This is a genomic window from Pseudomonas sp. JC1203, assembly GCF_056175065.1.
The window spans coordinates 172,241-185,357 of record NZ_JBWCAM010000006.1 but is presented as its reverse complement, the minus strand read 5'-3'; the positions used below and the strand labels follow the sequence as shown (position 1 = coordinate 185,357).

The window sequence follows — 13,117 nt, the reverse complement described above, 5'->3', positions numbered from 1 at the left end:
GAGGCGGGTTTTTTCTTGCTGCCGGTACGTGAATCAGAAGCGGTAGGTGATCGAGGTACCGAAACCGCTGGCGCTGTTCTTGTACTTGGAGCTGTAAGCCAGCTTGCTGGCCGACACTTCGTTGATCTTCACGCTCTCTTCCCACAGGTAGGAGTAGGCGAAGTCCAGGGTGATGTTTTCCACCGGGGTGTAGCCAACGCCGAAGCTGACAGCCTGACGGTCACCGGTAGGGATACGTGGCGAACGGTTGACGTTGTTGGTGGGCGACTGGTCAACCGAGTAGCCGGCGCGCAGTACCACTTGCTTGTTCAACTGGTAGGCGGCACCGATGGCGTGGGCCCAGGTGTCGTGCCAGTTCTGCTCTTCGGTGATGGTGCTCAGCGAGCCCGACAGCAGCGCAGGAACGCCTTTGTTCTCCACGGTGATGTCTTTCAGGCGGCTCCAGCGGGTCCAGGTGCTGCCGGCGTACACGGTCCAGTCGTCGCCCAGTTTCTGGGTAACGGAGAAGTCGACCGATTCCGGGGTGTCCAGGTCCAGCGAGGCATCGTAGCTGTGGCCGCTCAGGCCCAGCAGGCTGAAGGTGCCGCCGGTGACCTTGGTGTCGCCGTCCAGGTGGTAGTCAACCTTGGAGTGGTAGGTCAGGCCCAGGCTGGTGGTTGGTGTGGCCTGCACCAGGATACCGGCGTTGAAGCCGATGGCGGTATCGTTGCCGTTGATCTTGACCTTGCCGTCGTTGGTGCCGGGCGTGAACGAGTTGGGCACCATGGAGCTCAGCTCGCCATCAATACGGTTGATGGTCGGGCCGAAACCGATCGACACGATATCGTTGAACGCATAGCTGACGGTAGGCTGGAAGGTCATGACCGAGACCTTGCTCTTGTTGGCGTAGTAACGGCCGGCAAAGTCGCTGCTGTAGTCGGTGATCAGACCGAACGGCACGTAGAAGCCGACACCGAAGGCCCAGTGGTCATCGATTGGCTGTACGTAGTAACCCATGGGTACCGTGGTCATCGGCACCATGTCGCCACCCTCTTTGCCCCCCAGGGTGGCACGCGAGTCGCTGATGTCGGTTTTTGCATCGATGACGGCCGCCCCCACGGTCGCCTGGGCCTTCTTGAGGCGCGACATGCCGGCAGGGTTGCCGTAGATGGTGCTGGCGTCATCGGCAGAAGAGGAACGGCCGGCGAAGCCGGTGCCCATGCCACTGATGCTGGTTTCGTTGATGGCAAAGCCACTGGCGAACAGCTGGGTGGAGGCGAGTGCGACGGCGATGCTGATTGTGGTCTTGAGCATTACTTTTTTCATTATTAGAACTCCATGTGATCACCGAAGCGAAAACTACCAACATTTTCGCTGCGGCGCTATAGCCCGTATCGCAGGAGATAGAGCGGTTTTGTAGGACAATCCGACCAGGCTGAAGGCTTATAAGCTGGCGTTATGCCATGATCTTCAGCTGGCTAATCTGTCAGCAATGGTGATGCAGCTTGCCCAGGCGGCGGTGAAATCCCTTAAACGCCGCTGGGGTTGGAAGGTTTGGCGCCATATTCTGGCCATGCCGATAAGATCATCGGCCTGTGGCAAGGGCGTTTTCTGCTCTTCGATCAAAAGCCAAGCAATGGCCGTGGCGTACCGAAGGTTGACGGTCAATTCCTGATGCGGGCCACTTAAAAAAGCATGCTGGCTGGCGAGCCCCCTCACGAGGCTGGCAAGGTCGGGGTCAAGGGCGAGGTAGTGGTCCCATAGAGCCTGGTGGCGCAACGCGCCGATGCGGTACAGCCCATGGCCGCGGCGATCGTGAAGTGCGGTGCCCAGCGCCGACTGGCTGGCGGCCACACCGAGCAATAAAGCTTCGGCGGTGGCGCAGTGACGACCCAGGTACAGCAGCGTCGGGCGTATCACGTACTGGCTCAATTCCCGTGCGGCGATCCCCATAAAACCCTTCGACCTCTCTGTCTGGCCGACGGAACCTGGGTGCTTGGCAGCTGTGAATCGGATGGCTCCGCCGGAAGCGGCTTGGGGCCGCTTGAATTGAAGTGTAGTGTCATATTTGTGCTGTAAAGGGCTGTTTTTAAATTATTTGCCCGTTTGAGGTGCCGGCGCATATGCCCTGAGGTGATAAAGAAACTCCTGGATACGAAAGGCTTGCGGCACGTAGCAACGGACTTAGCAGCTGCCGCCGCGTTGTGTCATGCCGCCCGCGCGGCGCTCGATCTCAAGAACGCCCGAAAACTCATTGCAGTCAGCTCGAATTTGGTTCGGCCGGGCCTATCGTCGGCTTCGGGGAACTCAATCCGAAAATGAGTTTGCTTCACTAGACAGCGGTGGCTGGGCTTGGTTGGTGTTGCCCATCTGGGTGGTTATCGCCTTGGGGCTGTACGGTGCTGCCGAACGCTGCTGCGGGTAGCTCCACCAGTATCATTTGCGATTCTGCGTGGCAAGCGCTGCCGGGGCGTATGCGTTAATCCGGGATAACCAGTAGACCCCGGAAAATCATGCTAAGTAATCAAATTTGGTTGACACAGGTGGCACCTTCTATATGATTAGAGGTGAGCGCGAAACCAGTGGCCTTCAGCGGCAAAGACTGGCGTAGGAACCCCGGCGATGGCTGAACATCGGCGTAGGGTGAGACCTCCACACCCCTGCTTGAGGGCGTGTATATGAGTATCAAGCGCAAAATTCAAGGGCTACTGTAACCAGTAGCCCTTTTTCTTTGCCGTCACAAAAGTGTGTAGCGCTGGTATAGCAGCTTGCCGTGACGGTGCTTGTTGAGCGATTTGGCATCCGTGTGCATAAAATTCCACAGCAGCTGGCCGTCGACAAACGCCACACTCACTAGCATCTGTCGCTTCGACTCATAGGCACCGATGAACGCAAGGCGATCAGTGCCGTCCGTGAAGGCTACTTTCCAGACTTCCAGCGGACCTGTGAGCGTGTCTAAAGACAGCCTCACGTAGCGCTCACGGGCATCCACTCGTTTTTCTACAATGTGGTAGAGGCTAGTGCGCAGGATCCGCACCTCACCCGTAGGCGTCTCGACGGTGATGGACGTTATCGCAGGGTCAATGAAGCCCAAGTGCTGAGCTGTCACCTCGATAGCTTCTTCATGGGTGGTTGCGGCTGTGACTTCGCTTGCGTACGCAGCTCGCGTTCCAGGGTGCGCAGGTCGGGGAGATTGCTGTCAATCCAGGTGGGTTGACCTTTTACTTCAGAAATTCTGGGTAGGAGAGTGTCCGTGCTCAAACGCAATTGCTCAATCTTGGCTGTGGTCAGGTCATCATTGTGCCATGTCCAGAGCTGAATCGACGTAACGAGTCGGTGTGGCCGATAAGCGATAATTCTCACGGTGCGTGCCACGCTGCTGCCGGCCTCGCCCTGGGCGTGGCCACCTACGTGCCTGCGATGAATACCACTCCGCTTGCAAACCCCTGATCAGGCAATTTCACTGCGCAGCGACCAGCGTTAAAAACTAACGATAACGTATTTTATCGTTATTTCCGTAAAAGGTACCGAGGCGGAAAAATGACGGATAGACGCGTTGTCGCTGGTCTATCCATCACCCATAAAAAAGCCCCGCTCATGGCGGGGCCTTGGGTGCAACCTGGGCGCTTTAGGCGACCAGTGCCTGGCGCGTACGGTCAATCACGGCTTGCAGCGGTTCAGCGCTGGAATATTGCTCCGGGTACAGGCGTTCGCTGTGACGGGCAATACCGTGCTCGTTGACAACGGTAAAGCTGAAGCAGCCTTTGCGAGCAGCCATGATCAGGCAGTTCAGCGGGGCAAAGGCGTCAGTCAGGGTGCGCATGGCGTCTTGGGTATGAATAGTGTTCATAGTTATTGGATGTTCCTGCAAAAGACACGGATATGATCCGTGCACACTAAAAACGTTCCAGTAACGCGGGCCACCATTGGCCGGACGAAGAACCTGACTGGAACAAAGCAGCCAGTGTGAGCGCATTTAGAATGTGGCGCTTGGGCTGACCGGTAGGTACTTAGGAGGACAGGCAACACACCGGGGCAAAGGTTCGCTGCCCGTGGGTGAAGATCCTGATCAATCAGCAGGTTGGTTAGGTCAGAGTAAAGAGGCTTGTCAGCGATACCTGGCATCGGCCACGGCTCGTGAAGTGTTTACCTGGAAACCATCGAGTAGGTCGGTCCGCTGTGTCAGCAGGGGGTTCGCTTAGCTGCGAACGACGTGCTGGAGGACTGTATCGACCAAAAATTGACTTTCAGCTTGGTACTAACAGTGCCAAGACTAACCGATAGGTTGCGTGACTTGCAAGCGGTTTTTCAATTTACCCGCTGTATGAGCGAAAGGCTGAAAACCCGTTACCTCTGCCAGATCGTCAGCAGACCAGTTTGCCTTCAAAAAACCAATGTGGGAAGCCCCTCTGGCCGCTGTTTTTCGCCCCGTACTTGACACCCGGTACGATAATGGTGCGGCCCGATGCCTTCATTCGGGGCGGTTGTGCACACGCTGCAATCGAAACGTCATACCCCTGCAAAGCCCTTGCCGAAAGTTCCCCTACGCCGCATTGAAAATTTAAGTCAATGAAAAAAAACGCTTTTTTTAACTGGTGAAAAAATCGACAGTTTGACTGGAGGCCCTATTCTACAAGGGTTTGCGGGCACGGAAGCGGGGTTGTCCACTGACTTATCCACAGCTTCTGTGGATTGTCCCGAGCGCTTGCTCTAGCACGGGCGTACCCGGATATTTCATCTTTCTTACCAAGTGTTCATCGGATTATGTCAATGCCGGAAGGGGTGATTTTTTCCTCGGCAAGCCTCGAAAATTTTTTTCCCGACCGGTGAAAAAATGTGCGGCTACCGCCCGACCGGAGGTGTGGCAGCTGTCCGGTTTGCCGCCAGTCGTCGCTTCGCTCAGACTGTGACCTTTGTTAGAACGCGGTGGAATTTGAAATGGCATTTGACCTCACCAGCCTGTTGCTTGGCCTGCTGCTGGCAGGGGCGCCCAGCTTGGCGCTGGCCTGGCAGATACAACGGCGCCTGAGCGCGCTGGGCGCCGAGTCGGCCCTGTGCCAGGAGCGCCTGGCCACCGCCCAACTGGCCCAGGATGGCCTGGGTGCGCAGTTGGATGCCTGCCGCGACGAGATCAGCGACCTGTCCCAGGCCAACGCGGTGAAGCAGGCCGAACTGGCCGCCCAGGCGCGCGAGCTGGACCTGTTGCAGATAGAGCGCGATAACGCCCGCGACGCCGCCCATGCCTGGAGCCTGGAGCGCAATGGCAAAGAGGTGGAGTTGCGCCGCCTGGACGCCCAGTGCGCCGGCCTGCAGGCAGAATTGCGCGAGCAACAGGACAGCCATCAGCAACGCCTGACCGACCTGCAGGGTTCACGCGACGAGCTGCGCGCGCAGTTTGCCGAGCTGGCCGGGAAAATCTTCGATGAGCGTGAGCAGCGCTTCGCCGAGACCAGCCAGCAACGCCTGGGGCAGCTGCTGGACCCGTTGAAGGAGCGCATCCAGTCGTTCGAGAAACGGGTGGAAGAAAGCTACCAGCAGGAGGCTCGCGAGCGTTTCTCCCTGGGCAAGGAACTGGAGCGCCTGCAGCAGCTGAACCAGCGCCTGAGCGACGAGGCCACCAACCTGACCCAGGCACTCAAGGGGCAAAAAACCCAGGGCAACTGGGGCGAGCTGATTCTGGAGCGGGTACTTGAGCACGCAGGCCTTGAGAAGGGCCGCGAGTATCAAACCCAGGTCAGCCTCAAGGGCCCCGACGGCGAGCGTTTCCAGCCGGACGTGCTGATCATGCTGCCGGGCGACAAGCAGGTGGTGGTGGACTCCAAGGTCAGCCTCACCGCCTACCAGCAATACATCAGTGCCGACGACCCGGCGGTGGCGCAGGCGGCGCTGAAGCAGCACGTGCTGTCGCTGCGCAACCATGTCAAGGGCTTGTCGGGCAAGGACTACAACCGCCTGGAAGGCCTGCATAGCCTGGATTTCGTGTTGCTGTTCGTGCCTATCGAGGCGGCGTTTTCGGCGGCGTTGCAGGCCGAACCCAACCTGTTCCAGGAAGCATTCGACCGGCAAATCGTGATTGTCAGCCCGACCACGCTGCTGGCTACCCTGCGCGTGATCGACAGCCTGTGGAAACAGGAGCGCCAGAGCCAGAACGCCCGGGAGATCGCCGAGCGCGCCGGGTGGCTGTACGACAAGTTCGTGCTGTTCATCCAGGACCTGGACGAGGTGGGCAACCGCCTGCAGCAACTGGACAAGGCCTACAGCGCGGCGCGCAACAAGCTAACCGACGGCCGCGGCAACCTGGTGAGCCGCACCGAGCAGCTCAAGCTGCTGGGCGCCCGCGCCAGCAAGAGCCTGCCGGCCGACCTGCTGGAACGTGCCATGACCGACGCCGAGGGCGCGTCACTGCCGGCTGAGGTGCCGGTTCAGTAGCGCCCGCAGCGCCGCCGGCTTCACTGGCTTGGCCAGGTAGTCGAGGCCGGCGGCATGCACTTGGGCCAGTATCTCGGGGCGGCCGTCGGCGCTGATGACCATGCCCGGCAACGGCGCGTTCAAATGTGCGCGCAGCCAGGCCATCAGTTGCGGGCCGGTGTCGCCTTCGTCCAGGTGGAAGTCCACCAGCGCCAGGTGCGGGCGCATGCCCTGCTGCAGCAGGCGGCTGCAACCGGCGCGGTCGCGCGCGGTGAACACCTGGCAGCCCCAGCGGCTGAGCAGGCTGTTCATGCCCATCAGGATGCTGTCTTCGTTGTCCACGCACAGTACATGCAGGCCGGTCAGGTCCTGGCCCTTGCTGGCTGCGGCAACCACCGGCGCGCTGGTCTCGGCGGCCGCCAGCGGTACCTGCACGCTGAACACGCTGCCTTTCCCCGGCCACGAGCGCACTTGCAGGCGGTGGCCCAGCACTCGGCACAGGCCGTCGGCAATCGCCAGGCCCAGCCCCAGGCCTTTCTCGGCGCGGGTCTGGTGGCTGTCCAGGCGCTTGAACTCTTCGAAAATCACCTGCAGCTTGTCCTCGGGAATGCCCGGGCCGCGGTCCCACACCTCCAGGCTCAGGGTGTCGCCCTGGCGGCGCACGCCCAGCAGGATGGGGCTCTTGCCGTAGCGGAAGGCGTTGGTCAGGAAGTTCTGCAAGATGCGCCGCAGCAGCTTGATGTCGCTGTTCACCCGCAGTTTCGACGAGCGCAGGTGAAACTCCAGCCCTTGCTCCTGGGCCAGTGCCTTGAATTCGGCCCCCAGGGTTTCGTACAGGTCGCCCAGGGCGAAAGGTTTGCTGTCGGGGGTGATCTTGCCGTTTTCCAGGCGCGAGATGTCCAGCAAGTCGCTGATCAGGTCTTCAGCCGAGCGCAGCGAGCTGTCCATGTGCTGCACCAGTTGCTGGGCCTCGGCAGACAGGCCGTCACCCTGGTGTGACAGCGCGGCGGAAAAGAGCCGCGCAGCGTTCAGTGGCTGCATCAGGTCATGGCTAACGGCCGCGAGGAAACGCGTCTTGGACTGGTTGGCGGCCTCGGCAGTGTTGGTGGCCAGGGTCAGCGCCTGGTTGAGCTGCGACAGCTCGTGGGTGCGTTCGGCAACGCGTTGTTCCAGGCCTTCGTTGGCGGCAGTCAGGGCCTGTTCGGCCTCGCGGAACGCGGTAATGTCGGTGAAGCTCATGACAAAGCCGCCGCCGGGCATGGGGTTGCCGATCAGTTCGATCACCCGGCCGTTGGGGAACAGCCGTTCGGAGGTGTGCGCGCGGCCCTGGCGCATCCAGTGCAGGCGGCGGGCCACGTGCACTTCGGCTTCGCCGGGGCCGCACAGGCCGCGCTCGGCGTTGTAGCGGATGATGTCGGCGATGGGGCGGCCGACGCTGATCAGGCCGTCCGGGTAGTTGAACAGCTCCAGGTAACGACGGTTCCAGGCCACCAGGTGCAGGGACTGGTCGACCACGCTGACGCCCTGGCTGATGTTCTCGATGGCGCCCTGTAGCAGCGCACGGTTGAACTGGAGCACCTCGCTGGCTTCGTCGGCGATCTTGACCACATCTTCCAGCTGCATGTCGCGGCCTTCAATGGCCGCGCGTACCACGGCGCGGGTCGACGAGCTGCCCAGCACGCCGGATAGCAGGCGCTCGGTGTGGGCAATCCAGTCGTTGTCGGCGCTCTGGCTGGGGTCGAAGCCGATGCCCTGGCGGTAGGCGAAGCGGATGAAGCTCTGGCGTGCACGTTCTTCGCCGACGAAGCGCGAGGCCAGGGTCAGCAGGTCTTCGATCTGCACTGACAGCGGCAGCCGGCCACCGGGGCGGGCGCTGGTTTCCTGACCGATGAAACGCCCGGCCTGCCAGTGTTCGGAGACCCTTGTACGCGACAGCGCCGAGACCCAGGCGAACAGCGTGAAGTTGCCGGCGAGCGACAGCACTACACCCAGGGTGAGCGGGGTGATCGGCAGGCCCATGGCGTCGTCGTGCAGCCACGCCAGCCCCGGGAACAGGTGCAGCGACAGCCCCAGGCTATGGGCCGCAAGCGGCAGCACCAGGGTGTAGAACCACACAAAGGTGCCGGCCGCGAGGCCGGCGAACACGCCACGGCGGTTGGCCTTTTTCCAATACAGCGCGCCCAGCATGGCCGGGGCGAGCTGGGCCACGGCGGCGAAGGCGATCTGGCCGATGGTGGCCAGGCTGGCGGTGCTGCCCAGCAGGCGGTAGCTGACGTAGGCCAGCAACAGGATCATCACAATGCTGATGCGGCGCACCGACAGCATCCAGTGGCGGAATACTTCGAAGGGCCGCTCGGCGCTCTGGCGGCGCAGCAGCCATGGCAGCAGCATGTCGTTGGAGACCATGGTCGACAGCGCCACGCTGGCGACGATGACCATGCCGGTGGCGGCGCTCGCGCCACCGATGAACGCCAGCAGCGCCAGGGCAGGGTGGGACTCGGCCAGGGGCAGGCTGATCACGAATGAATCGGGAATCACCGAGCTGGGCAGGCGCAGCTGCCCTGCCAGGGCGATCGGCACCACGAACAGCGCGGCCAGAACCAGGTAGGCGGGGAACACCCAGCGCGCCAGGCGCAGGTCCTGGGGCTCAATGTTCTCCACCACGGTGACGTGGAACTGGCGGGGCAGGCAGATCATTGCCATCAACGCCACGCTGGTCTGCACCACCATGGACGGCCAGTTGATGGTTTCCTGCCAATAGGTTTCCAGGCGCGGCGCCAGGCGGGCCTGGCTGAGCAAGTCGTCGAAGCCATCGTACAGCCCGTAGGTGATGAAGGCGCCCACGCCGAGGAAGGCCAGCAGCTTGACCAGCGCCTCGAAGGCGATGGCCAGCACCATGCCGCGGTGGTGTTCGGTGACGTCCAGGCTGCGCGTGCCGAAGACGATGGTGAACAGCGCCAGCACCAGCGACACCACCAGGGCGGTGTCCTGTACGCGGGTGCCGCTGGCATCGGCGCCGGCACCGATCAGCAGGTTCACGCCCAGCACGATGCCCTTGAGCTGCAAGGCGATGTAGGGCAGCACGCCCACCAGGCAGATCAGCGCCACCACCACCGCCAGTGATTGCGACTTGCCGTAGCGGGCGGCGATGAAGTCGGCAATGGAGGTGATGTTTTCCTGTTTGCTGATCAGGATCATCTTCTGCTGCACCCAGGGTGCGAACACCATCAGCAGCACCGGCCCCAGGTAGATGGGCAGGAACGCCCACAGCTGCTCGGCAGCCTGGCCCACGGCGCCGAAGAAGGTCCAGCTGGTGCAATACACCGCCAGCGACAGGCTGTACACCCAGGCACGCAGGCGCGGCGACAGCGGCGTGGCGCGCCGGTCGCCGTAGAAGGCAATGGCGAACATGACGGCCATGTAGGCCAGGGCGACTGCGGCGATCAGCCCGCTGGACAGCGACATCAAAGGCTCCGATGCAAAGGAAGGGCCCCCGTAGCAGCGGCCACAGGCCGCGTCACCGGCGACGCGCTAGGTCAGGAAGACCGCGTGGGCCAGGACGCGGCCTGGTGGCCGCTGCTACGGGGGTAGCGTGTTGTGCCAGTCTCGCACGCCGCAGGGCGCGGCGTCAGCGACGACGAAGGTCGCAGGTCAGGCTGAGGTCCACCAGCTCGTGCATCTGCTCGACACTGGGCGCCGATTCGGCAAACAGGATGCGGTACACCACCGGGGCGACGATCAGGTTCAGCAGGTGGTCGGCGTCGGGTGCGGTTTCGCCACGCACCCGGGCGCGCTCGATGATGGTCTGCAACTGGCCACGCAGCACGGTGGCGCACTGGAACGAGCAACCGCTGGCAATGAAGTCGCGCATCATGTTGCGCCCCGGCGCCGAGTTCATCTCGTCCAGGTACTGCTCGGCCCAGGCCAGCAGGTCGTCGCGCAGGTTGCCGGTGTCGGCCGGGTCGCTGTCGGGGCGCAGGCGCGCCAGGCTGACGTCGGCCAGCAACGCGGCCAGTTCACCCCAGCGCCGGTAGATGGTCGACGGGGTGACGCCGGCGCGGCTGGCGATCAGCGGCACGGTGAGGGTGTCGCGCTCCTGCTCTTGCAGCAGGGCGCGGACGGCCGCGTGTACAGACTCTTGCACACGGGCACTGCGGCCGCCCGTGCGAATACCTTCTTTGATAGCCATGCATATACCTTAACACAAAGCGTTTGCTTTAAGCCCCAGGCAGGTGCAGACTCCACTAACGCAATAAATTAGCTTTACGGAGCCCGCCATGTCCAACGTCTTCTCTGCGAGAAACAGCCTGGCCTACCTCTCGGTGGTGCTGCTGACCTTCCTGGCTGCCTCCAGCGCGCCAACACCGCTGTATCACCTGTACCAGGAAGCCTGGCAGTTTTCGCCGGGCATGCTGACGATGATCTTCGGCGTCTATGCCCTGGCGCTTCTGGCAGCGCTGCTGACCGTGGGCGCGCTGTCGGATTATATCGGCCGGCGCCCGGTGCTGCGCATGGCGCTGGTGCTGAACATGGTGTCGATGCTGGGCTTTATCTACGCCCGTGACGTCAATTGGCTGCTGGCCGCACGTATTCTGCAGGGTTTCGCCACCGGCATGGCCACCAGCTCGCTGGGCGCTGCGCTGCTGGATAACGACCGGCAGAAAGGCCCGTTGCTCAACAGCCTGGCGCCGCTGCTGGGCATGGCTTTGGGCGCTTTGGGCAGTGGCCTGCTGGTGCAGTACGCGCCCATGCCGATGAGCCTGGTGTACATGGTGCTGCTGGTGTTGCTGGTGGTGCAGGCGGGTTTGCTGGTGTGGCTGCCGGAAAGCGTCAGCGCCCAGCCCGGCGCGCTGGCCTCGCTGCGTCCGCGCCTGGCGGTGCCACCCCAGGCCCGCGCGGCGGTGTGGCGCATGCTGCCGGTGAATACTGCGGTGTGGATGACCGGTGGCTTTTTCCTGTCCCTGGCGCCGTCGCTGGTGCGCGCGGCCACCGGCTCCACGTCCAACCTGATCGGTGGGGCGCTGGTCGCCACACTCACTCTCAGCGGCGCCGCCGCCATCTACGCGCTGCGCGCCAGCGCGGCCGACAAGGTGCTGCGCCTGGGCACAGTGCTGCTGCCGATCGGCGTGGCGCTGGTGCTGCTGGCGGCGAACCAGCAGGTGCTGGTGCTGTTCTTCATGGGGGCGGTCATCGCCGGTGCCGGGTTCGGTAGCGGCTTCCTCGGCTCGGCCCGCAGCGTGTTGCCGCTGGCCCATGCCCATGAGCGCGCCGGGCTGATGTCGACGTTCTACGTGCTCAGCTACCTGGCATTCTGCGTGCCGGCCATTCTGGCGGGGTTCATGGTGCGCAGCGTTGGCTTGTTGGCCACCAGTGACGGCTACGGGCTGTTGCAGATTGCCTTGTGCCTGGCAGCGCTGCTGGGCATGTGGCTACGCCGCGATGCGCGGGCCATATCGGCATAATCGATGACCTATAGCGAAACTACCCGTTTAGCAGATAAGCCAAGGACGGCTAGCATGGCCTGACCTCACACGAGGACAGGAGACCCTACCATGCACCGCCCGATTCCCCTGGCCACCCGGCCGTTCAGTGCGCTTCAGCACCCCCGCGAAGTGATTCGCCAATTCACCCCCAACTGGTTCGCCGTGGTCATGGGCACCGGTGTGCTGGCCCTGGCCTTGGCGCAGCTGCCGGCCGGCTGGCCGCTGGTGCATGGCCTGGCGCATGGCCTGTGGCTGCTGGCCGCCGTGCTGTTTGGCGTGTTCACCGCACTGTACGGGGCGCGCTGGGTGCTGTTCTTCGACGAGGCGCGGCGCATTTTCGGGCATTCCACCGTGTCGATGTTCATCGGCACCATCCCCATGGCCCTGGCCACGTTGATCAATGGCTTCGTGCTGTTCGCCTTGCCCGCAGTCGGCAACGCTGCGCTGCCTTGGTTGCAGGGGCTATGGTGGCTGGACGTGGCCTTGTCGCTGCTGTGCGGCGTGGGCATTCCGTTCCTGATGTTCACCCGCCAGCAGCACAGTATCGACCAGATGACTGCCGTGTGGCTGCTGCCGGTAGTGGCGGCCGAGGTGGCCGCAGCCAGCGGCGGCTTGCTGGCCCCGCACCTGCTTGACCCCGCCGCACAGTTTGGCATGCTCATCACCAGCTTCGTGCTGTGGGCGTTCTCGGTGCCGGTGGCGTTCGCCATCCTCACTATCCTGGTGCTGCGCATGGCCCTGCACAAGCTTCCGCATGAAAGCATGGCAGCCTCCAGCTGGCTGGCGCTGGGCCCCATCGGTACAGGCGCGCTGGGCATGTTGCTGCTGGGCAGCGACGCCCCGGCGATATTCGCAGGCGCCGGCGTGCTGCCAGGCGTGGGCAGCATGATCGATGGCCTGGGCGTGGTCAGCGCGGTGATCCTCTGGGGCATGGGCCTGTGGTGGATGCTGCTGGCGGTGCTGATTACCGTGCGCTACCTGCGCAGCGGCATGCCGTTCAACCTGGGCTGGTGGGCGTTCATCTTCCCGCTGGGCGTGTACACCCTGGCCACCCTGCGCCTGGGTAACGTGCTGCACCTGGGCTTCTTTACCTGGTGCGGCCAGGGGCTGGTGGCCTGCCTGGCCATGCTGTGGGCGGTGGTAATGGTGCGCACCCTGGGCGGTGCCTGGCGCGGCGAGCTGTTTGTATCGCCGTGCATCGCTGCTCGGAAACTTTAGGTAATCTAGGCTGGCGGATGTGGCTTGCA

The 13,117-nt window shown here is 62.8% G+C and carries 9 protein-coding genes; 3 read left to right on the top strand and 6 right to left on the bottom strand.

Annotated features, from left to right (window positions below; translation table 11 throughout):
- Positions 1-33 precede the first annotated feature (33 nt).
- The 4 genes from AC0SZ7_RS11615 to AC0SZ7_RS11600 form a co-directional block, all read right to left on the bottom strand.
- Positions 34-1,305, bottom strand: a complete 1,272-nt coding sequence (locus AC0SZ7_RS11615; RefSeq protein WP_475504525.1) for an OmpP1/FadL family transporter — start codon at positions 1,303-1,305, stop codon at positions 34-36.
- Between the two features lie 144 nt (positions 1,306-1,449).
- Positions 1,450-1,932 (bottom strand): hypothetical protein, encoded by a 483-nt coding sequence (locus tag AC0SZ7_RS11610; RefSeq protein ID WP_475504524.1) that lies wholly within the window; start codon positions 1,930-1,932, stop codon positions 1,450-1,452.
- Between the two features lie 784 nt (positions 1,933-2,716).
- Positions 2,717-3,088 carry a PBECR2 nuclease fold domain-containing protein gene (locus tag AC0SZ7_RS11605; RefSeq protein WP_475504523.1) on the bottom strand — a complete coding sequence of 124 codons (372 nt, stop codon included), beginning with the start codon at positions 3,086-3,088 and terminating at the stop codon, positions 2,717-2,719.
- A 519-nt stretch (positions 3,089-3,607) separates the two neighbouring features.
- The gene (locus AC0SZ7_RS11600) at positions 3,608-3,829 is read right to left on the bottom strand and encodes a hypothetical protein (protein WP_027977204.1); all 222 of its coding nucleotides are present in this window, start codon (positions 3,827-3,829) and stop codon (positions 3,608-3,610) included.
- 1,202 nt (positions 3,830-5,031) lie between these two features.
- Here AC0SZ7_RS11600 and AC0SZ7_RS11595 point away from each other — a divergent pair.
- A complete protein-coding gene (locus tag AC0SZ7_RS11595) occupies positions 5,032-6,408 on the top strand; it encodes a DNA recombination protein RmuC (protein ID WP_475504626.1) in 1,377 nt (458 codons plus the stop codon).
- On the opposite strand, the gene AC0SZ7_RS11590 is transcribed toward AC0SZ7_RS11595, so the two are convergent.
- Positions 6,379-9,852: a hybrid sensor histidine kinase/response regulator gene (locus tag AC0SZ7_RS11590; protein WP_475504522.1), complete on the bottom strand. Its 3,474-nt coding sequence runs from the start codon at positions 9,850-9,852 to the stop codon at positions 6,379-6,381. The two genes, AC0SZ7_RS11595 and AC0SZ7_RS11590, sit on opposite strands and share 30 nt — an antisense overlap.
- 163 nt (positions 9,853-10,015) lie before the next feature.
- The gene (locus AC0SZ7_RS11585; protein WP_475504521.1) at positions 10,016-10,576 is read right to left on the bottom strand and encodes a TetR/AcrR family transcriptional regulator; all 561 of its coding nucleotides are present in this window, start codon (positions 10,574-10,576) and stop codon (positions 10,016-10,018) included.
- A gap of 88 nt (positions 10,577-10,664) precedes the next feature.
- Between AC0SZ7_RS11585 and AC0SZ7_RS11580 the strand changes: the two genes are divergently transcribed.
- Positions 10,665-11,849, top strand: coding sequence for an MFS transporter (locus AC0SZ7_RS11580; RefSeq protein WP_475504520.1), 1,185 nt, complete (start codon positions 10,665-10,667; stop codon positions 11,847-11,849).
- Positions 11,850-11,939: 90 nt separating this feature from the next.
- Complete coding sequence (locus AC0SZ7_RS11575; protein WP_475504519.1) at positions 11,940-13,088, top strand: TDT family transporter; 1,149 nt, start codon at positions 11,940-11,942, stop codon at positions 13,086-13,088.
- Positions 13,089-13,117 lie beyond the last annotated feature (29 nt).

Bases quoted from the DNA above. Each gene is read 5' to 3' on its own strand.
- AC0SZ7_RS11615 (WP_475504525.1), bottom strand. From the start codon at position 1,305: ATGAAAAAAGTAATGCTCAAGACCACAATCAGCATCGCCGTCGCACTC.
- AC0SZ7_RS11610 (WP_475504524.1), bottom strand. From the start codon at position 1,932: ATGGGGATCGCCGCACGGGAATTGAGCCAGTACGTGATACGCCCGACG.
- AC0SZ7_RS11600 (WP_027977204.1), bottom strand. From the start codon at position 3,829: ATGAACACTATTCATACCCAAGACGCCATGCGCACCCTGACTGACGCC.
- AC0SZ7_RS11590 (WP_475504522.1), bottom strand. From the start codon at position 9,852: ATGTCGCTGTCCAGCGGGCTGATCGCCGCAGTCGCCCTGGCCTACATG.
- AC0SZ7_RS11585 (WP_475504521.1), bottom strand. From the start codon at position 10,576: ATGGCTATCAAAGAAGGTATTCGCACGGGCGGCCGCAGTGCCCGTGTG.
- AC0SZ7_RS11580 (WP_475504520.1), top strand. From the start codon at position 10,665: ATGTCCAACGTCTTCTCTGCGAGAAACAGCCTGGCCTACCTCTCGGTG.
- AC0SZ7_RS11575 (WP_475504519.1), top strand. From the start codon at position 11,940: ATGCACCGCCCGATTCCCCTGGCCACCCGGCCGTTCAGTGCGCTTCAG.